Source organism: Streptomyces sp. NRRL S-337 (assembly GCF_000720175.1).
Lineage (GTDB): Bacteria > Actinomycetota > Actinomycetes > Streptomycetales > Streptomycetaceae > Streptomyces > Streptomyces siderophoricus.
This window is the reverse complement of the sequence record NZ_JOIX01000082.1, coordinates 12,926-32,266: the sequence shown is the minus strand read 5'-3', so window position 1 is coordinate 32,266 and position 19,341 is coordinate 12,926. Positions and strand designations below refer to the sequence as shown.

Below are 19,341 nucleotides of genomic sequence, written 5' to 3'. Positions count from 1 at the left end.
GAATCGATCTGCTCAACCGTCAGCGACTTCTCACACAGTCACACCAACGAGCCCCAGCCCACACGGTCACACCACATGCGGTTGCAGTACTAGGGGAAGGTCGAACAGATCCCGTAAGGGTCGCGAGGGCCCCCTGCAGGGCCTCAACTCGACCAGCAGGGAAAGGTATTCCCGTACCCCCACCCCACCCCACCCCACGAGGCGCACCCGGAACGACGACGCCCGCCCCCACCGGCCTCCCACCCACCACTCACGGGAGGGGCTGGACCGGAGGACGAAGTCTGGAGGGCCGGCACCGCACCCAAAAACACCACGCCCGCCGCCAGGCGCAACGGCGAACAAGCCCCGCGGCGGGACGGCCAGGTACGTACGCGGCGCCGCAAAGCGCAGCGCCCCGCGGCGGGACAGCCGACAACGTACGCGGCACCGCAAAGCGCAGCGCGCCCCGCGGCGGGACAGCCAAGTACGTGGGGATCACCCCCGGAGGGCCTCGTAGGGGCGGCCCAGGCCCCAGCCCTGGTGCATCGCGTCGGCGAAGGATGCCGCGAGGAGGTGTTCGCCCCGTTCGGAGGGGTGCGTGCCGTCGTACGTGGCCAGGTCGATGTGCCAGCCTGCCGGCTCGGAGGCCAGTAGCAGCGGTGAGGTGGGGGTGGAGAGATCGGCGACGGCCTTGGCCAGCAGTTCGTTGAAGTGTGCGCACTCCGCGCCGAACGCCGGGTCCGCCGCGGCCCGTACGTTGGGGATGACCGGCATCAGCACCGCCCGTATGTGCGGCGCCGCGGCTCGTGCGCCCGCCACGAACTCGCGGACGTTCTGTGCCGTCTGGGCGGCGTTGGTGTAGAAGCCGAGGTCTATCAGGCCGAGCGAGACCAGCAGGGTGTCGGCCCGGTGCCGGCGTACCGTCTCGCCGATCACCGGCGCCATGTGCAGCCAGCCCTCGCCCCACCCGGCGAGGTGCGCGCGGGCGGATTCGGGGAAGTCCGGGTCGCGGTAGGCGTGCGAGGTGGCGGCGTCCTCGGCCGGTTCGTGGAGCGTCCGGCGCGGCCCGACGATGCGGTACGGGCCGCCGAAGCAGGCGTTCAGGTGCTGCCACATCCGGTATCGCCAGGTGAAATCGCCGGCGCTCCCGATCGTCATCGAGTCGCCGACGAACATGATCCTCATCCGGCAATGATGTCCGAGAACCCCTACTGCGGGGTACGTGACGCTGGCCACGCCCGGTGCGCCCGGGCCGCCGACGTGGCCTCCCGGGTCCGCGCCCGGCCCCGCGGATGGCAGTCTGTGCCCATGCGTTCGCTTCTGTGCGCGGCCGGTGCCGCGGGGGCCTTGTGGGTGGGGGCGGTGGCGGTGGTGCCGGCCGCCGCCGATGAGCCGGACGGCTTCACGATCGGCGATCCGAGGATCACCGAGTCCAGCGGCCTGGCCGCCAGCCGCGCGCACCCCGGCATCTACTGGACCCACAACGACAGCGACGACGGCCCCTACGTCTACGCCGTGGACGGCCGGACGGGCCGGACCGTCGCCCGGATCACCCTGCGCGGCATCGGGGCGCCGCGTGACGTCGAGGCGATCTCGCTCGGCCCGGACGGCGACCTCTACCTCGGCGACATCGGCGACAACCTCGGCGGCAGCTGGAACCACGTGTGGATCTACCGCTTCCCGGAGCCGAAGCGGCTGCGCGACGCGACGGTGACCGCGACCCAGTACACCGTGAAGTACGCCGACGGCCCGCGGGACGCCGAGGCGCTGATGGTGCATCCCCGGACCGGCCGGGTCTACCTCGCCAGCAAGAAGCAGGACGGCACCGGCGCGCTCTACGAGGGCCCGCGGCACCTCACCTCCTCCGGCACCAACACCTTCCGCAAGGTCGCGCCGGCCGAGCTGTGGGTGACGGACGGCGCGTTCTCCCCCGACGGCACCCGGCTGGTGCTGCGTGGCTACTTCGGCGCGCGGATCTTCCGCTGGGCGCACGGCCGCCCCGAGGACCTCGGCAGTGTGGGCGTGCCGATCCAGCAGCAGGGCGAATCGGTCACCTTCACCCCCGACGGCCGGACGCTGATGTACGGCTCGGAGGGCCGGGACAGTGACGTCACGCCGGTCGGCCTGAGCGGCGGCCAGCTGCCGGACTCGGCCCGGGCGGGTGACGGGGAGGACGGCGGGAAGTCGGGCGGCTCGGGCAACTCCCCTTCAGGCAAGGGGAGTTCGGGCGGCAAGGAGCTCGGGCCGAGTTACGCCAAGGGGGCGCTCGTCCTGGCGGTGGCGACGGCTTTGGTCGTGGTGGTGCGCAGGCTGCTGCGGCGGCGTTCGTAGGCGGGGCGCCCTAGGAGGAGCCCTCCGGCGCCGGCCGCAGTTCGTAGTGCAGGGTGCGCTCCCGCTTCAGCCGGTGCAGCAGGGGCACCAACAGGCCGTGGATGAGCGGGTATTTCCGGGTCAGGGAGCGCTCGGCCCGGCGGTATTCGCGGGTCTGCGGGTCCAGCAGCCGCACCCGGGCGTTGAGGGTGGGGCCGGTGGGTCGGCCGCGCCAGGTGCAGGCGCAGATCTCCACGTCCGGGAAGTTCCGCATCCGCTTGGCCTTGCCGGCGCTGCCGTACGTGCGGAAGTAGGCGTGGTCCCCGTCGACGGCGAGGTTGACCGGGGTGCCGACGCCGGTGCCGTCCCGCTTGTAGGTGGTCAGCAGGACCGCCCCTTGCCGCTCGAAGGGGGCGAGGCCGGGGCTGGGGGGAGTCGTCATGCCCCCATACAGGCATATCCGGGGTGGTTTCGTCACTCCGCGATGCCGCCGTACGGGTGGTGCTCCGGCGGCCCGTTCGGGCGGTCGTGGCCGGACGGCGCCGGGCCGGCACCGGGCATGCGACAGGCCCCGGCGGTCGCCCGCCGGAGCCTGTCGCAAGGTGCGGCTCGGAACCTGCCGTTACAGCTGGCCGATGACGTAGTCGATGCAGGCCGTCAGGGCCTCGACGTCCGACGGCTCGATCGCCGGGAACATCGCGATCCGGAGCTGGTTGCGGCCGAGCTTGCGGTAGGGCTCGGTGTCGACGATGCCGTTGGCGCGCAGGACCTTGGCGACGGCGGCGGCGTCGACCTCGTCGGTGAAGTCGATGGTGCCGATGACCTGCGAGCGCTTGGCCGGGTCGGTGACGAACGGGGTGGCGTACTTGGCGTCCTCGGCCCAGCCGTAGAGGGTGCGCGAGGAGGTGGCGGTGCGGCGCACCGCCCAGTCCAGGCCGCCCTGGCCGTTGATCCACTCCAGCTGCTCGTTGAGCAGGAAGAGGGTGGACAGCGCCGGGGTGTTGTACGTCTGGTTCTTGCGGGAGTTGTCGATCGCCGTGGGGAGCGAGAAGAACTCCGGGACGTGGCGGCCGGAGGCGTGGATCCGCTCGGCGCGCTCGATGGCGGCCGGGGAGAACACGCCGATCCACAGGCCGCCGTCGGAGGCGAAGGACTTCTGCGGGGCGAAGTAGTAGACGTCGGTCTCGGCGATGTCCACCGGGAGGCCGCCGGCACCGGAGGTGGCGTCGACCAGGACCAGGGCGCCCTCGTCGGCGCCCGCCACCCGCTTGATGGGGGCGGCGACACCGGTCGAGGTCTCGTTGTGGGTGAAGCCGTAGACGTCCACGCCCTGCTCGGCCGACGGCTCCGGGTGGCTGCCCGGGTCGGCGGAGATGACGGTGGGCTCGTCCAGCCACGGCGCCAGCTTGGCGGCCTTGGCGAACTTGGAGGAGAACTCACCGAAGGAGAGGTGCTGGGACTTGCGCTCGATCAGGCCGTGCGTCGCGACGTCCCAGAACGCGGTCGAGCCGCCGTTGCCGAGGACGACCTCGTAGCCCTCGGGGAGCTGGAAGAGGTCGCGTACGCCGTCGCGCACCTTGCCGACCAGGTTCTTGACCGGTGCCTGGCGGTGGGACGTGCCGAGGAGGGAACTGCCGGTGGCGGCCAGGGCGGCCAGCGCCTCCGTCCGCACCTTGGAGGGGCCCGCGCCGAAGCGTCCGTCGGCGGGCTTGATGTCAGCGGGAATCTGGATATCAGCCACGGAGGAAGCCTAATCCGTCACCGTGCGCACTCCGGCGGCACGTCCAGACGGTGAGATGGCGGCGCGTCGTCCGTGGACGGGCCGCCACGGCGCGGCGGGAAGGCCGGACGGTGCGGAGGCCGGGCGGTGCGGGCGGCCGGGGGCCACGCGGGCCGCGGTGGGCCACCGGGGCGGTGGTGGGCTTTGGGCTACGGCTACGGGGGCGGTGGGTCGGCGGCGTAGAGGGCGCCGATGCCGGCCGCGGCCTCGGCCAGCACCCGGCGGGCCTCGGGCGGATCGAGCACCTCCAGCGCGTCGCCGAACTGCAGCAGCTGCCGCACGGCGGGCAGCACGGGGAAGGCCACCTCGATGACGGCCCACTCCTCGTCCCCGTCGCCGTGCCCGTTCCCGGGTCCGTCCGGGTCACCCGTACGGGGCGGTCCGGTCAGTGCGCCGCCCAGGATCCGTACCGCGAGGTCCAGCCGGTCGCGGCGGATCCGGGCGGTCACCCGGACGTCCGCGGGCCGGTCCTCGACCTGGCGGCGCAGTTGCTGCCAGACCTCGGCCAGTTCCACGCCCGGCCGGCGCCGCACCGGGGCGTCGGTGACGGCCGCGGACGCCACCCGGTCGGCCCGGAACAGCTGCGGCCGGCCGCGCCGGTCCGCGACGAGGTACCAGGTGCCGGCCTTCGCGACCAGCCCGTAGGGGTCGACGGTGTACGTCCGCAGGCGGGTCCCGCCGCTGTGGCGGTACCGGATGCGCAGCCGCAGGTCGCTGAAGACGGCGGTCTGCAGCGCGTCCAGGTCGGCCGCCGGGCGGGGGCCGCCGAGCCAGCGGTCCGGGTCGACGAGGATGCGGCGGCCGGTCAGTTCCGCGGCCGGCCGGTGCGGGGCGGGCAGTGCCGCCATCACCTTGCGCAGCGCCGAACCGAGCGCTTCGTCCAGTCCGAGGGCGGTGTGGGCGCCCTGCGCGGCCAGGACGAACAGGGCGCGCGCCTCGTCGGTGGTCATCCCGGTGACGTCGGTGCGGAAGCCGGGCAGCAGCGCGATGCCGCCGTGCCGGCCGCGCTCGGCGTAGACCGGCACGCCGGCCGCCGACAGCGCCTCGACGTCGCGGTAGACGGTGCGGGGGGAGACCTCCAGCCGCTCGGCGAGCTCCCGGGCCGGGACCCGGCCGCGGGTCTGGAGCAGCAGCAGGATCGACAGCAGACGGTCCGACTTCACACCCGATTTATATATGACGGCTGGTGTCAACTTATGCCACGAGAGTGCGGGGCATGGAGATCAACGACCTCGCCCCGCAGCCCGCCGCCCCGGCCCCCACCACGTTCGGCACCGCCGCGCTCGACGGCCCCGCGCTCGACACCGCGGCCCTCGCCCGGGCCGTCCGCGGCCCCGTCCTGCTCCCCGGCGACGACGGCTACGACGGCTACGACGCCGAGCGCACCGGCTTCCAGCTGGCCAACCCGCACCGGCCGGCCGTCGTCGTCGGGGCGGCGGGCGCCGACGACGTGGTCGCCGCGGTGCGGTTCGCCGGCGCGCACGGCCTGCCGGTCGCCGTGCAGGCCACCGGGCACGGCCTGGCCGCCGGCACCGACGGCGGGCTGCTGATCACCACCAGGCGGATGGCCCGGGTCACGGTCGATCCGGTGGGCCGCACCGCGCGGGCGGAGGCCGGCGCGGTGTGGGGCCAGGTCGTCGAGGCGGCCACCCCGCACGGGCTCGCGCCGCTCAACGGCTCGTCCCCGGGCGTCGGCGTCATCTCGTACACCCTCGGAGGCGGGGTGGGCGTGCTGGCCCGCACCTACGGCTATGCCGCCGACCACGTCCGCGCCGTCGACCTGGTCACCGCCGACGGCCGGCTGCGCCACCTCACCGCCGAGGGGGACCCCGAGCTGTTCGGGGCGCTGCTCGGCGGCGGCCACGGGCTCGGCGTGGTCACCGCGATGGAGTTCGCGCTGATGCCGGTGGCCCGGCTCTACGGCGGCCAGCTGGTGTTCGGCGCCGAGCACCTCGACGACGTACTGGCCGCGTACCTGCGCTGGACCGGGACCGTCCCCGACGAACTGACCTCCTCCGTCGCCCTGATCGCCTACCCCGACCTGCCGCAGCTGCCGGAGCGGCTGCGCGGCCGGCACCTCGCGCACGTCCGCATCGCGTACACGGGCAGCGCGGAGCGGGGCGAGCAACTGGTCGCACCGCTGCGGGCGGTGGGCCCGCGGGTCAGCGACGACCTGCGCGAGATGCCGTACGAGGAGTCGCACACCATCCACCGCGATCCCAGCGACCCGCACGCCTACGACGGCGACAACGCGCTGCTCAGCGACCTGGACGCGGCCGCGCTGCGCCGGGTGGCACGGCTCACCGGGCCGGCCGCGCCGGCGATGTGCGTGGTCCAGCTCAACCACCTCGGCGGTGCCCTGGCCGCCCGGTCCGGCGCCGGTACGGTCGGCCACCGCGCCGCCCGTTACGCGCTGCGTGTCCTCTCGCCGCTCCAGGGCGACGACCTGGGGACCGTACGGGCCCTGCACGCCGAGGCGCTGGCCGCCGTCGAGCCCTGGCGGCTCGGCCGGAGCGTGAACTTCCTCTTCGGCCGCCACGGGGAGCGGCCGGACGCCGCGGAGGTCGCCCGCAGCGTCCACGACGCCGACGCGCGCCGCCGGCTCGCCGCCCTCAAGTCCCGCCTCGATCCGCGCGACCTCTTCCGTTTCCACCCGGCCGCGGCCGCCACGCGCGAGCGCACGCCGGCCGTCGCATGACCCCGCCCCAGTGGGCAGGCTGGAGACATGGCTGAGCGCACGCAGACGGAGCAGCGGGACCTGGCGCGGGAGATGTCGGCGGCGGTGCGGGGGGAGGTCTCGTTCACCGCGGCCGACCGGGCGCTGATGACGATGGACGCGTCCAACTACCGCCGGGTGCCGCAGGCGGTGGTGGCCCCCAGGGACGCCGACGACGTCGCCTCGGCACTACGGGTGTGCCGGGAGCACGGCGTACCCGTGGTGCCGCGGGGCGGCGGGACCAGCATCGCGGGGCAGGCCACCGGCGTCGGCGTGGTCCTGGACTTCACCCGCCACATGCGGCGGATCGTTTCGCTGGATCCCGGGGCGCGCACCGCCGTCGTCCAGCCCGGTGTGGTCCTGGACGACCTGCGGGCGGCGGCCGGCGCCCACGGGCTGACCTTCGGTCCCGACCCGTCCACGCACAGCCGCTGCACCCTCGGCGGCATGATCGGCAACAACGCCTGCGGCTCGCACTCGGTCGCCTGGGGCACCACGGCCGACAACGTCCGCGAACTGGCCCTGCTCACCTACGGCGGCGAGGGCGTACGGGCCGGCCGCGGCACCGACGCCACCGGCGCCCCTACCGGTCTTCCGCCGCGCCTCCAAGGCGGCGTGAAGGCCCTCGTCGACCGCGAACTGGCGCTCCTGCGCACCGGCTACCCCGACCTCCCCCGCCGCATCTCCGGTTACGCCCTCGACGCGCTGCTGCCGGAACGGGGCACCGACCTGGCCCGCGCCCTCACCGGCAGCGAGGGCACCCTCGGCGTGCTGACCGAGGCGACCGTACGGCTCGTGGAGACCCCGGCGGCCCGGGCGCTCGCCGTCCTCGGCTACCCCGACGAGAGCGCCGCCGCCGAGGCCGCCCACACCCTGCTGGTCCACCGGCCGTTGACGGTCGAGGGGATGGCCGCCGATCTGGTGGGCGACGCGGAAGGGCTGCCCCGGGGCGGCGCCTGGCTGTTCGTGGAAACGGGCGGTGCGAGCCCCGCGGAGGCGGCCGCCCGCGCCGAGGCGCTCGGCCGGGCGGCGGCCGCGGACGGCAGCACCGACCACACGATCGTCACCGACCCGGCCGGGCAGCGGACACTGTGGCGGATCCGCGAGGACGCCTCCGGCACCGCGACCCGTATGCCGGACGGCGCGGAGGCGTGGCCCGGCTGGGAGGACTGCGCCGTCCCGCCCGCCCGGCTCGGCCCCTATCTGCGCGACTTCCGTGCCCTCCTGGCGCAGCACGGTCTGCGCGGCACCCCCTACGGCCACTTCGGCGACGGCTGCATCCACATCCGCATCGACTTCGACCTGCTGACCCCGCCCGGCATCCGCCGCTTCCGCGCCTTCTCCCACGACCTGGCCGAACTGGTCGTCGCGCACGGCGGCTCGCTCTCCGGCGAACACGGCGACGGGCAGGCCCGCGCCGAGCTCCTGCCGAAGATGTACGGGCCCGAACTGGTGAGCCTCTTCGAGGACTTCAAGGCCCTCTGGGACCCGGCCACCGGCCTCAACCCCGGCATGCTCGTCCGCCCGGCCCGGCTCGACGACAACCTCCGCTTCGCCCCGCTCCCCAGGAACCCGGTGCCGGTCGCCTTCGGCTACCCGCACGACGGCGGCGACTTCACCGCGGCCGTCCGCCGCTGCGTGGGTGTCGCCAAATGCCGCAACGCCGCCAGCGCCCCCGGCTCCCCGGACGTCATGTGCCCGTCCTTCCGCGCCACCGGCGAGGAACAGCACTCCACCCGCGGCCGGGCCCGCCTCCTGCACGAGATGCTGGCCGGCGAGGTGATCACCGACGGCTGGCGGTCGCCCGAGGTGCGCGACGCCCTCGACCTCTGCCTCTCCTGCAAGGGCTGCCGCAGCGACTGCCCGGTCGGCGTGGACATGGCCACGTACAAGGCGGAATTCCTCCACCACCACTACGCGGGCCGGCTGCGCCCCGCCGCCCACTACGCGCTCGGCCGCCTGCCCGAGTGGCTGCACCTCGCGGCGCCCGTCGCCCCCGCCGTCAACGCCCTGGCCCGCGCCCCCCTCGCCGCCACCCTGGCCACCCGCCTGGCCGGACTCACCCCGGAACGGCCGCTGCCGGCACTGGCCACGGAGACGTTCACCCGGTGGTGGTGGGACAGGCGGCGGACCGCGGAGGCCGAGGGTGCGGCGGGGGCGGAAGGTTCCCCGGGTGCCGGGGGTGCCGCGGTTGCCGGAGGTGCCATGGGTACAACAGGTGCCGGGGGCGGCACCGCCGGCCACTCCGTCATCCTCTGGCCCGACACCTTCACCAACCACCTCGCACCCCAGGTCGGCCGCGCCGCCGTCCAAGTCCTGGAAGCCGCCGGCCTGCGCCCGATGCTCCCCCCGACGGCCCCCCTCCGCCCCGGCCTCCGCCTCCGCCGCCACCGCCCCCTGTGCTGCGGCCTGACCTACGTCTCCACCGGCCAGCTCGACCGGGCCCGCCGGGTCATGCGCCGCACCGTCGACGTCCTGTCCCCGCTCCTCCGGCCCGGCCGCCCGCTCGTCGTCCTCGAACCGAGCTGCGCCGCGGCCCTCCGCACCGACCTCCCCGAACTCCTCCCCGACGACCCCCGCGCCGCCCGTCTCGCCTCCGCCGTCCGCACCTTCGCCGAGACCCTGGAGCAGTACGCCCCCACCTGGCAGCCGCCACGCCTCGACCGCCCGGTCGCCGGCCAGACGCACTGCCACCAGCACGCGGTCCTCGGCGACGCCGCGGACCGCCGCCTCCGCGCCCGCGCCGGCCTCACCGGCACCCTCTCCGGCGGCTGCTGCGGCCTCGCCGGCAACTTCGGCTACGAACGCGGCCACTACGACGTGTCGGTCGCCTGCGCCGAGGACCAGCTGCTGCCTGCCGTACGCGCGGCCACGCCCGGCACGGAGATCCTCGCGGACGGCTTCTCCTGCCGCACCCAGCTCCAGCAGCTCGGCGACCGACGGGGGCGGCACCTGGCGGAGGTACTGGCAGAGGGGCTGGGGAACGGCGCCGTCTGAGGGGTCCCGACGGGCGCTTACGGCACCGGCCGGACGCCCCTCAGGCGATCGGCTGGCCGATGCCCAGGAGGTTGCCCTCGCTGTCGTGGAACCAGGCGCCGCGTTCGGCGTGGGCGTGCTTGCTGGGGTAGTTGCCGGCGATGTGGGCGATGCCGTGTTCCGTGTGGAAGCCGGGGGCGTCGACCTCCTCGAACTCCACGCCGCGCGCGCCGAGCTGCGCGACGGTCGCTTCGATGTCGTCGACGACCCAGGCCATCTGGGTGAAGGTGCCGGGGGCGGCGCCGGTCGACCGGAAGAGGACGAACTCGGCGCCCCCGCAGCGGTAGAGCAGGCCGCCGGGGCGTTCGTCGACGGGGGTGAGGCCGAGTTTTTCGGCGTAGAAGCGGCGGGCCCGGTCCAGGTCCTGGGCGGGGAGCCTGGTGGCCACCTGAGACCGGGCCAGAATGTCCGTGTGGGGTTGATTCACTCCGCTACTGTGCCGTCCGGCCGTGCCGTCAGTCGAACCAGCGCGCGCGTTCCAGTTCGTCTCCCCGGTCGGGGTCCTCCAGGAGGGCGGCGACCTCGAAGCGGCGGGGCCACTGGGCGGTGGCCCAGGCGAGGCCGGCGGCCACGCCTTCCAGGGTGGCGGCGTGGAGGGTGCCGTCGGGGGTCCAGCGCCAGTCGAGTTCGGTGGTGGCGGCCGGGCCGCCGGCGGTGTCCGGGGCGGCGGTGACGAGGAGTTCGTCGTGTTCGTCGTAGGTGGGCGGGGTGGTGGGGCCGAGGAGGGTGCGGACCGCCGGGGGGACCTCGTGGCGGACGCCCTCGGAGCGGACCTCGGCGGTGACCGCCTCGCTCAGGCGGCGCACCTGGAGGAGTTCCGCCAGGTCGGCGGCGCGGGACGGGCCGACCGGGAGCAGCGGGAGCCCGGTCGCGAGCGGCATCAGGTCGGGGGCGTCGGCGACGACCGCGTCCGCGGCGTCCACCACCCGGACCTCGGTGTCCACGACGGCGCGCAAGTAGTCGGGGAGGGTGACCTGGTCGGGGTCGAGGGTCGCCAGCAGGCCGTAGAGGGCGTGGAGTTGGGCGGCGCCGACGGGGTGGTCGGGGTCGGCGAGCCGGGCGAGGAGTTCCGCGGCGCCGCCCGGTTCGTCGAGGAGGGCGGCGGCGGAGGTGCGGACGCCGAGGGCGCGCAGCACCTGGGCGTCCACGTCACCGGCGTCCGCTGACTCGTACAGGCCGGCCAGCAGCGGGTCGCCGCCGGCCGAGCGCAGCCCGGCGGGGCGGCGGCCGTCCAGGACCGGGTGGCCGCGCAGCCACCAGGCCGTGTAGGGGCGGACGGATTCGGTGGTGCCGTCGGGGAGGAGGACCCGCACCGGGGCGGTCAGCGCGTCGCGGAGCGGCGGCCGGGAGAGCATGGCCAGGACCTCGGGCCAGGCGTCGTCGTCGACCAGGTCGAGGTCGCGGACGGCGACCAGTTCGGTGACGACCGGGGGGACCGGGGTCTCGGGGAGGGTGTCGAGGACGTCCTCGCACCAGACGTCGACGGCGTCGAGCAGGCCGACGTCGTCGGGCTCGGCGAAGTCCGTGTCCCGCGGCTCCATCTCGTCCGGGTCGAGGACGACATCGGTAGCGCGGACGAGGGCGAAGCCGGCCAGCACGCCGACCGCGGTCAGCGGCTGCTCGCCCCAGCGGGCCGCCAGCTCGGCGTCGCAGGCGGGCAGTTCGCCCTCGCGGATGACCCCTTCGAAGTCGCTGCCGGGGAGGACGAGTTCGCCGGCCGGGGTCAGTTCGCCGTCCTCGTCGGGGAGGGCGAGGGCGCCCAGCCAGGGCTCGTCGCCGGGGGTGAGGTTGGCGTCGCGGACCAGGCCGAGGACGGTCTCGGCGAGTTCCTCGGAGCCGAGCGGGCCGCCCGGGCCGGCGCCGCCGAGGTCGTCGTCGGGGAAGAGGTCGTAGGCGTCCTCGTCGGCGTCGAGGGAGTTCGCCACGGCGGCGCGCACCTGCGGCGTGGTCAGCACGGCGCGGGGCGCGGCGGGGGTGGCGCCGAGCTTCTCCAGGAGCGGGTGGACGGCCTCGGGGTGGGCGACCTTCAGGCCGAGCCGGGCGAGGGTGCGGTGCCGGGCGGCGGGCCCGCCGTCCTCGTGCGGGTCGCCGTCGGGCAGCGGCAGCAGGACCTGGCGGGGGCCGATGGTGGTGCGTACCGCGCCGTGCGTCCCGGCGGGGCCGGGCGTCGCGGTGCCGGCCAGCGGCACCGGCAGGCCGGTGAGGCGGTCGGGGTCGGTGCCGGCCAGCGCGTCGTAGAGCCGCCACCACCAGCCCGGGGGGCGCTCGACGCCGGCGAGCCGGTCGACCATCTCCCCGAGCGGCACCCGGGTCACGCCCAACGACCGTAGCTCCGGGCGGCGTTCGAGGCCGGCGGGGAGCAGGCTGGGGAAGAGTTCGGCGAGGACGGCGACGGTCGCGGCGCCCGCGCCCTCCAGCAGTTCGGCCTCGGTGGGCCGCAGGACGTAGCGCGGGGTGTCGTCGGCGCCCTCGGGGTCGTCCCACTCGGCGTCGCGCGCGGGCCCGGGCTGCTCGTCGGCGGCGGACGCGGTGTCGCCGGAGGCGGTGTCGCCGGGCGCGGCGGCGCTGGGCAGGAAGCGGACCCGCGGCAGCAGGTCGAGCACCTGGTGGCGCAGCTCGCCGTCGAGGCCGCCCTTGCCCAGCGGGCCGGGTACCAGGTCGAGGGTGCCGACGGTCACCGGCTGCCAGCCGGCGAGCAGTTCCGCGTACGCCGCGGCGGCCCGTCCGACCAGGAAGTCCGCGAGCGGGCCGGGCGCGACGTGGCGGCGGGTCGGCTCCAGCGGGAAGGAGGCGATGAGCAGGGCGGGCAGGCCCAGCGGCTCGTCGGTGGGCGTCGGGGCGTGCACGACCGGTGCGGTCCGCGGGCGCGCCGGGGCGCCGTCGCCGTCCACCGGTACCGCCCAGGTCACCGACCAGAACGGGCGCAGCCGCTCCTCGACGGGCCGGTCGGCGAGGAGTGCGGGGTCCAGGCGGCCGGCGTCGGACGTCACCCGCCAGCGGGTGGTGCCGCGCTCACTGTCCTCGACCACGAGGTACGGCCCCTGCCGGGTCTGCCGCAACTCCCGTACACCTTCGGGGGTTTCGACGATGACCTCGGCCAGGCCGGGCAGGGTGAGCAGCAGCGCGTCGTCGATGCCGGCGAGCAGCCGCTCGGCGAGGTCCTGGGCGGCGCCGTCGCGCAGCGGCAGGACGACGGCGGTGTCGTAGCCCTCGGGTGCGGTGCCCTCGGCGGGCAGCGGGAGCCGGAGCAGCGGTACGTGGCCCTCGCGGCGGCGCAGCTCACCGCCGAGGCCGGGGCTGTGCGCGGCCACCTCCTCGGTCATCGCGCGGGCCTCGGCCAGCGACCAGCGGACGCCGCCGGTGCGGCCGACCAGGGCCGGTTCGTCGCTGACGGACAGCACGGCGGCGAAGCCGACGCCGAAGCGGCCGACCGCGCCGGCCGCCACGCCGGCCTCCCGCTTGGCGGAGGCACGCAGCGTGGAGAGCGATTCGACGCCGGTGGCGTCGACCGGGGCGCCGGTGTTGGAGGCGACGAGGACGGCGGGGGCGTCGCCGTCGGCCGGGTGCAGGGTCAGCCGGAGCCGGCCGGGGACGCCGGCCCGGGCGGCCGCGTCCGCGGCGTTCTGCGCCAGTTCCACGGCGAGGCGGTCGCGGTAGCCGCCGAGCGCGAGGTCCTCCTCCGCGTTGGCGTCCTCCCGGAAGCGGGCCGGCGAGGCGGCCCAGGCGTCCAGCACACCGCGCCGCAGACGGGCCGTCCCGAACGGGTCGCCGGCTGCGCCTCGCACCCACGACGTAGCTGCCACGTCTTCGTCTCCTCTGTGTCCGTCGGTTGCCCTGACGGTATCGCCCCACGTCGGCGGCCGCGGCGGCGCGGCCGCCCACGGCGGGAGGGGGAGGACAAGGGCCGGGGTCCGGCCGCGCTCCCGGCGCGGCCGGACCCCGGCCCGTGCGGTCTCAGCTGTGGCCCAGTTCCTCCGCGGGGCCCGCTTCCTCCACGGATCCTCCGTCGCGCTCCGGCCGCAGGGCCAGCGGTTCGACGATCGTTTCGTCGACCACCGGCGGCGCCGGTCGCGGCGGCTTGGGCATGACGGCGGCCTCGGAGTGGGCGCCGCAGCCGTACGAGAGGGAGACCACGCGGCCGTCCGCGGGGGCGAACTCGTTGGCGCAGACGCCGAACGCCTGGCGCAGCGAGCCCGTGAGCGGGGTGAGGAATCCGCAGGTCATACAGGTCGCGGGGGCCGCCTGGGCCATGGGGGTCTTGGCGCCGAAGGCCTCTTCCCAGCGGTCGGCGGCGGCGTGCAGGCCGTAGCGGGACAGGACCCGGGCGCGGGCCATGCCGAGTTCCCCGGCGACGTCGGCGATGCCGCCGCGGGCGGGCGCGGGCTGGACGGCCGGCGAGCCGGGGACGACGTCGGCCTCCTCGGAGTCGGCGACGTCGGCGGCCATGCCCTCGGCGACCGGGGAGTTCGGCGGCGGGATGTCCTCGCCGGTGAAGCCGGGCTCCAGGCGGAGGTCGTCGGCCTCGGTGGGGAGCAGGTCGCCGGGGCCCATGTCGCCGGGGCGGAGGCGTTCGCTCCAGGGGACCCACTCGGGGGCGAGCAGGGCGTCGGGGCCGGGCAGCAGGACCGTCTCGTCGAGGGTGACGACCTTGGCGCGGGAGGCGCGGGCGACCGTCACGGCCCAGCGCCAGCCGCGGTATCCGGGTTCGTTGCAGGCGAAGAGATGGGTGACGACGCGGTCGCCGTCGGCCACGGCCTCGATGTGCTCGCCGACCATGCCGGGGAGTGCGGTCTCCTCCGCCGCCGCCCGGGCGAGGTCGACCGCCTCGGCGCACAGGCGGTCAGGGGTACGGCTTCGCATCGCAGCACTCACAAGAATCGATTCTCTCTTCCACGCCGTCTCACGAGTGCGCCAGCCGGAGCTGTCCTTGTTCCGTCCGGAGGGCCGGGGCGGGCGGAGCGGACCTGGGGACCGCGTCGACGTCCGCGCCCGATCGGTTCGGTCGAGCGCACCTCTTACAACCCATTCTGCGGGATCGCGGATCGCAATGAGACACGCGGCCAAAACCGACCGCCGGTGGCGCGCTAGACACGCTACCCCTTCAACGGTGTACGACTCCTCGGAGGGAGCGGCAATTGGCAGCAGGTGGCGACGGCGGGCCGGTGCGCCCCGCGCGGCAAGTGGGAGGAACCGCCCCCTCCTGGGCGAGTTGGGGCACTATGGCGAGGTGGCTGCCGCGAGGGCGTCGAAGGTACGGAAGCCGCGCGCACCGACGCGCGGCGGGTTCGGCGGCAGCCGGGGGCGGCGGGCCGCGCGGGCGGTCGGGCGGGCGCTGCACCGGCCGTTCACCGGTGCGGCCCAGGGCGTACGGCGGGCCACGCATGCGCACGGCGCGGGCGAGTCGGGGCTGGGCAAGCTGATCGAGCTGCACGCGGTGAACTCCGCGGGCGACATGATGATCACCGTCGCGCTGGCGTCGACGGTGTTCTTCTCGGTGCCGACCCAGGAGGCGCGCGGCCGGGTGGCGCTGTATCTGGCGGTGACGATGGCGCCGTTCGCGGTGCTGGCGCCGGTGATCGGGCCGCTGCTGGACCGGGTGCCGCACGGCCGGCGGGCGGCGATGGCCGGGTCGATGCTGGCCCGGGCGCTGCTGGCGGTGACGATGTCGGGGGCGGTGGCGACCGGCGGTCTGGAGCTGTATCCGGCGGCGCTGGGCGTCCTGGTGTCGTCGAAGGCGTACGGCGTGGTGCGCAGTGCGGTGGTGCCGCGGCTGTTGCCGCCGCGGATCTCGCTGGTGAAGGCCAACTCGCGGGTGACGCTGGCGGGGCTGCTGGCGACCGGGCTGGCCGCGCCGGCGGGTGCGGGACTGCATCTGCTCGGGCCGCCGTGTCCGCTGTACGGGGCGTTCGTGGTGTTCGCGGTGGGCACGGTGCTGTCGTTCTCGCTGCCGCACAAGGTCGACTCGGCGAAGGGTGAGGGGCGGGCCCGGCTGGCGTCCCGGAACGGCCTGGTGGCGGGGGCGGCGGGGCGGGTGCCGAAGCCGGGGCTGCGGACGGTCGGGCCGTCCGTGCTGCACGGTCTGCAGGCGAACGCCGCGCTGCGGGCGCTCTCCGGATTCCTGACGTTCTTCCTGGCCTTCCTGCTGCGCGAGCATCCGCTGGGCGGGCTGGGCGCGGCGGCGTCGCTGGGGCTGGTGGCGGTGGCGGCCGGGACCGGCAATGCGCTGGGCACGGCGATCGGGGCGTGGCTGAGGGCGCGCGGGCCGGAGCCGATCGTCGCGGCGATGCTGGGGCTCGCGCTGTGCGCGACGGTGCTGGCCGCGGTGTTCTACCCGGTGCTGGCGGTGGTCGTGGTCACCGCCGCGGCGGCGACCGCGGGGCTGTGCCAGGCGCTGGGGAAGCTGTCGCTGGACGCGATGATCCAGCGCGATGTGCCGGAGGAGGTGCGTACCTCGGCGTTCGCCCGGTCGGAGACGGCGCTGCAGCTGGCGTGGGTGGTGGGCGGCGCGCTCGGGATCGCGCTGCCGCTGGTCGGGGTGGTGGGCATGGCGGTGGCCGCGGGCCTGGTGACGGTGGGTGCGGCGCTGTCGGTACGGGGGCTGCTGCAGGCGACGCGACGGGGCGGTACGCCGGCGCCGCGGGTGGCCTGAGCGCGGGCGGGACGGACCGGGAGTGGGCGCCGCCCCGATCGGGCCGGTGTGCTCGGGGGGCACCCCCTGGGGGCGTGCCGCGCGGCACGCCGCACCCGGGGGTGGCGTGGGCCGGGGCGCCAGATAGCCTGCCCGTATGACCGCTGCGTTGATCTCCTGGGGCAAGGGCCGCCGCGCCGCTGCCGCCATCGGTGCCGTGTCCCTGGGTCTGGTGACCCTCTCCGCCTGCGAGAAGCCGACCGCGCTCGCGACCGTGACCGTCGGTTCGTCGACGGTGACGGCCGAGGCCACCCCCGGCTGCGACGGCAACGGCAAGGAACTGTCCAGGAAGGCCGTGACCGCCTGCATCACCAAGAAGGGCGGCAAGACGATCACCGTTCACCCTGGTGAGAAGGTGCGCGTGGGCGTGGACCCGGACGTCGCCAAGTCCGGCTGGATCGTCATCGGCGCCGGGCCCGTGATGCGCGAGCCGAGCAAGCAGACGTACCGCAGCTTCGACGCGGACGCGCTGTTCATGCAGCAGAACCCGCAGACCGGTCAGACGACGTACACCAAGGACGTCACCCTGCAGGTCGCCGAGCTCCACGAGGGCGACGGCCCCACGACGATGTGGCACTTCACGCTGAAGCAGAAGGACTGAGCCCGCTGAGCCCGCTGAGCGCGCCGAGCGACGCCGGGCGGCCGCTGCGGGTGCTGGCCGTCACCGCGGTGGCCGCCGAGCGCGACGCGGTGTGCGCCGCGGCGGAGTGCGGCGCGCCGGCCGTGCTGCCGGGTGGATACGAGCTGTTCCGGGCGGACGGCGGGCCGGTGGCGTTCGACGTGCTGGCGGCGGGGGTCGGACCGGCCGCCGCGGCCGCCGGGACGGCCACCGCGCTGACGGCCGCGGCGCTCGCCCGAGCGCCGTACGACCTGGTGGTCTCGGCCGGTATCGGCGGCGGCTGGGCGCCTGACGCGCCGCTGGGCGCGGTAGTGGTCGCGGACGCGATCGTCGCGGCCGATCTGGGCGCCGAGACCCCGGACGGCTTCGTTCCGGTCACCGACCTGGGCTTCGGGACGGTGCTGCACCGCCCCGATCCGGCGCTGGTGAAGGCCGTCGCGGCGGCGGCCGGCGCGGTCACCGGCACCGTCGTCACGGTCTCCACGGTCACCGGCAGCGCCGCCCGCGCCGCCGAGCTGGCACAGCGTCACCCGGGGGTGGTGGCCGAGGCTATGGAGGGCTTCGGGGTGGCCGAGGCGGCCGCCGCGCACCAGGTGCCCGTGCTGGAGGTCCGGGCCGTCTCCAACGCCGTCGGCCCGCGGGACCGGGCCGCCTGGCGCATCGGCGCCGCGCTGACCGCGCTGACCGGCGCCTTCCGTACCCTTCCCGGAGCCCTGGTGGCCACCGCCGGGCCGGCTTTGGACCAGCACCCCGCCAGGAGGATTCCGTGACCCGGCCGCTGAACATCGCGTACTCGCCGTGCCCGAACGACACCTTCGTCTTCGACGCGCTGGCGCACGGCCGGGTGCCGGGCGCGCCGGAGCTCGCGGTCACCTTCGCCGACATCGACCTCACCAACGGCATGGCCGAGCGCGGTGAGTTCGACGTGCTGAAGGTGTCGTACGCGGTGCTGCCCTGGGTGCTCGACGACTACGCGCTGCTGCCCTGCGGCGGGGCGCTGGGGCGCGGCTGCGGGCCGTTGGTGCTCACCCGCGGGCAGGGCGCGGCGGCGGACCTGGCGGGGAAGACGGTGGCGGTGCCCAGCGAGCGGTCGACGGCGTACCTGCTGTTCCGGCTGTGGGCGGCGGCCGAGGTGCCGGGCGGGGTCGGGGAGATCGTGGTGCTGCCGTTCCACGAGATCATGCCGGCCGTGCGGGACGGCAAGGTCGACGCCGGTCTGGTCATCCACGAGGCGCGTTTCACGTACCAGGACTACGGGCTGGTGTGCCTGGCGGACATGGGTGAGCACTGGGAGCAGACGACGGGGCTGCCGATCCCGCTCGGCGCGATCATCGCCAAGCGGTCGCTGGGCGAGCGGGCGTTGCGGGAGCTCGCGGCGGCGATCCGGTCGTCGGTGCTGATGGCCTGGGACGACCCGGAGGCGTCCCGGCCGTACGTGCTGGAGCACGCGCAGGAGATGGACCCGAAGGTGGCCGACCAGCACATCGGGCTGTACGTCAACGAGTTCACCGCCGACCTCGGTGAGGACGGTTATGCCGCGGTGCGCGGGCTGCTCACCCGCGCCGCGGCCGAGGGGCTGGTGCCGCCCCTCGGCCGCGATGCCTTGCGTTTCGTGTGAGGTGTGCCGGGCGCTCCGGTGCGGTCAGACGTCCAGCTGGTCGGCGACCGCCCGCAGCATGCCGGCGATCTTGGCGCCGTGCACCTTGTCGGGGTAGCGGCCGCGCTCCAGCTGCTGGGTGACGTTCTCCAGGAGCGTGGTGAGGTCCTGGACGATCGAGGCGAGTTCGTCGGGCTTGCGGCGCTGGGCGGCGGCCACCGAGGGCGCGGGGTCGAGGAGCGTCACCGTCAGCGCCTGGTCGCCGCGCTGACCTGCGACGACGCCGAATTCGACGCGCTGGCCGGGCTTGAGTGCGGCTACACCGTCGGGCAGCACCGACGAGTGCACGAAGACGTCACCGCCGTCGTCGCGGGAGAGAAAGCCGAAGCCCTTCTCACTGTTGAACCACTTGACCTTGCCGGTAGGCACGTCTGTCCTCGTCCTCGTACTCGTTGGAAAAAACTTGGGCTGGTCTGCCGCGGAAGCGCGGAAGAAAAAACGGTCTGGATAGCAATGCAGCGGGCCGCAGGACCCGCCACCACCAAGGCTAATGGTCCCCCGGCCGGTGACAAGACGCCGCCGGGTGGATCCTCTGTGCTTCCGGTGCGGACTTACC

The 19,341-nt window shown here is 75.1% G+C and carries 15 protein-coding genes; 7 read left to right on the top strand and 8 right to left on the bottom strand.

Features of this window, described 5'->3' with window-relative positions:
• Positions 1-474: 474 nt before the first annotated feature.
• Complete coding sequence (locus IG62_RS0134820; RefSeq protein WP_078872438.1) at positions 475-1,155, bottom strand: GDSL-type esterase/lipase family protein; 681 nt, start codon at positions 1,153-1,155, stop codon at positions 475-477.
• Positions 1,156-1,287: 132 nt separating this feature from the next.
• On the opposite strand from IG62_RS0134820, the gene IG62_RS0134815 reads away from it, so the two are divergent.
• A complete protein-coding gene (locus IG62_RS0134815; RefSeq protein WP_030812988.1) occupies positions 1,288-2,310 on the top strand; it encodes a hypothetical protein in 1,023 nt (340 codons plus the stop codon).
• 10 nt (positions 2,311-2,320) lie between these two features.
• Here the strand turns inward: IG62_RS0134815 and IG62_RS0134810 are convergent, their stop codons facing one another.
• From IG62_RS0134810 to IG62_RS0134800, 3 genes are all read right to left on the bottom strand, one after another.
• On the bottom strand, positions 2,321-2,731 hold the full coding sequence (locus IG62_RS0134810) for a PPOX class F420-dependent oxidoreductase (protein WP_030812986.1): 411 nt from the start codon (positions 2,729-2,731) through the stop codon (positions 2,321-2,323).
• Positions 2,732-2,911: 180 nt separating this feature from the next.
• Positions 2,912-4,030: a phosphoserine transaminase gene (gene serC / locus IG62_RS0134805; RefSeq protein ID WP_030415720.1), complete on the bottom strand. Its 1,119-nt coding sequence runs from the start codon at positions 4,028-4,030 to the stop codon at positions 2,912-2,914.
• 194 nt (positions 4,031-4,224) lie between these two features.
• A complete protein-coding gene (locus tag IG62_RS0134800) occupies positions 4,225-5,232 on the bottom strand; it encodes a helix-turn-helix transcriptional regulator (protein WP_030812983.1) in 1,008 nt (335 codons plus the stop codon).
• A gap of 53 nt (positions 5,233-5,285) precedes the next feature.
• Here IG62_RS0134800 and IG62_RS0134795 point away from each other — a divergent pair, with 53 nt between their 5' ends.
• Complete coding sequence (locus IG62_RS0134795; protein ID WP_030812978.1) at positions 5,286-6,767, top strand: FAD-binding oxidoreductase; 1,482 nt, start codon at positions 5,286-5,288, stop codon at positions 6,765-6,767.
• A 27-nt stretch (positions 6,768-6,794) separates the two neighbouring features.
• A complete protein-coding gene (locus IG62_RS0134790; RefSeq protein WP_030812975.1) occupies positions 6,795-9,782 on the top strand; it encodes an FAD-binding and (Fe-S)-binding domain-containing protein in 2,988 nt (995 codons plus the stop codon).
• Between the two features lie 40 nt (positions 9,783-9,822).
• Here IG62_RS0134790 and IG62_RS0134785 read toward each other — a convergent pair whose 3' ends face one another.
• The 3 genes from IG62_RS0134785 to IG62_RS0134775 all read right to left on the bottom strand — a co-directional run bounded on the left by IG62_RS0134785 (position 9,823) and on the right by IG62_RS0134775 (position 14,681).
• The gene (locus IG62_RS0134785) at positions 9,823-10,248 is read right to left on the bottom strand and encodes a VOC family protein (RefSeq protein ID WP_037840060.1); all 426 of its coding nucleotides are present in this window, start codon (positions 10,246-10,248) and stop codon (positions 9,823-9,825) included.
• A 28-nt stretch (positions 10,249-10,276) separates the two neighbouring features.
• Positions 10,277-13,555 (bottom strand): sacsin N-terminal ATP-binding-like domain-containing protein, encoded by a 3,279-nt coding sequence (locus tag IG62_RS0134780; RefSeq protein WP_420711153.1) that lies wholly within the window; start codon positions 13,553-13,555, stop codon positions 10,277-10,279.
• A 220-nt stretch (positions 13,556-13,775) separates the two neighbouring features.
• Positions 13,776-14,681 carry a DUF3027 domain-containing protein gene (locus IG62_RS0134775; RefSeq protein ID WP_030812966.1) on the bottom strand — a complete coding sequence of 302 codons (906 nt, stop codon included), beginning with the start codon at positions 14,679-14,681 and terminating at the stop codon, positions 13,776-13,778.
• A 472-nt stretch (positions 14,682-15,153) separates the two neighbouring features.
• Here IG62_RS0134775 and IG62_RS0134770 point away from each other — a divergent pair, with 472 nt between their 5' ends.
• The 4 genes from IG62_RS0134770 (at position 15,154) to IG62_RS0134755 (ending at position 18,746) form a co-directional block, all read left to right on the top strand.
• Positions 15,154-16,470 (top strand): MFS transporter, encoded by a 1,317-nt coding sequence (locus IG62_RS0134770; protein ID WP_420711152.1) that lies wholly within the window; start codon positions 15,154-15,156, stop codon positions 16,468-16,470.
• A 136-nt stretch (positions 16,471-16,606) separates the two neighbouring features.
• Positions 16,607-17,110: a hypothetical protein gene (locus tag IG62_RS0134765; protein WP_030812960.1), complete on the top strand. Its 504-nt coding sequence runs from the start codon at positions 16,607-16,609 to the stop codon at positions 17,108-17,110.
• 44 nt (positions 17,111-17,154) lie between these two features.
• A complete protein-coding gene (locus tag IG62_RS0134760; protein ID WP_030812957.1) occupies positions 17,155-17,898 on the top strand; it encodes a futalosine hydrolase in 744 nt (247 codons plus the stop codon).
• Positions 17,895-18,746 (top strand): 1,4-dihydroxy-6-naphthoate synthase, encoded by an 852-nt coding sequence (locus IG62_RS0134755; RefSeq protein WP_030812954.1) that lies wholly within the window; start codon positions 17,895-17,897, stop codon positions 18,744-18,746. The genes IG62_RS0134760 and IG62_RS0134755 overlap by 4 nt, the downstream gene beginning before the upstream one ends.
• 24 nt (positions 18,747-18,770) lie before the next feature.
• Here IG62_RS0134755 and IG62_RS49965 read toward each other — a convergent pair whose 3' ends face one another.
• The gene (locus IG62_RS49965) at positions 18,771-19,154 is read right to left on the bottom strand and encodes a cold-shock protein (RefSeq protein WP_018089689.1); all 384 of its coding nucleotides are present in this window, start codon (positions 19,152-19,154) and stop codon (positions 18,771-18,773) included.
• Positions 19,155-19,341 lie beyond the last annotated feature (187 nt).

Bases quoted from the DNA above. Each gene is read 5' to 3' on its own strand.
- IG62_RS0134765 (WP_030812960.1), top strand. From the start codon at position 16,607: ATGACCGCTGCGTTGATCTCCTGGGGCAAGGGCCGCCGCGCCGCTGCC.
- IG62_RS0134775 (WP_030812966.1), bottom strand. From the start codon at position 14,681: ATGCGAAGCCGTACCCCTGACCGCCTGTGCGCCGAGGCGGTCGACCTC.
- IG62_RS0134820 (WP_078872438.1), bottom strand. From the start codon at position 1,155: ATGTTCGTCGGCGACTCGATGACGATCGGGAGCGCCGGCGATTTCACC.
- IG62_RS0134815 (WP_030812988.1), top strand. From the start codon at position 1,288: ATGCGTTCGCTTCTGTGCGCGGCCGGTGCCGCGGGGGCCTTGTGGGTG.
- IG62_RS0134810 (WP_030812986.1), bottom strand. From the start codon at position 2,731: ATGACGACTCCCCCCAGCCCCGGCCTCGCCCCCTTCGAGCGGCAAGGG.
- IG62_RS0134790 (WP_030812975.1), top strand. From the start codon at position 6,795: ATGGCTGAGCGCACGCAGACGGAGCAGCGGGACCTGGCGCGGGAGATG.
- IG62_RS0134795 (WP_030812978.1), top strand. From the start codon at position 5,286: ATGGAGATCAACGACCTCGCCCCGCAGCCCGCCGCCCCGGCCCCCACC.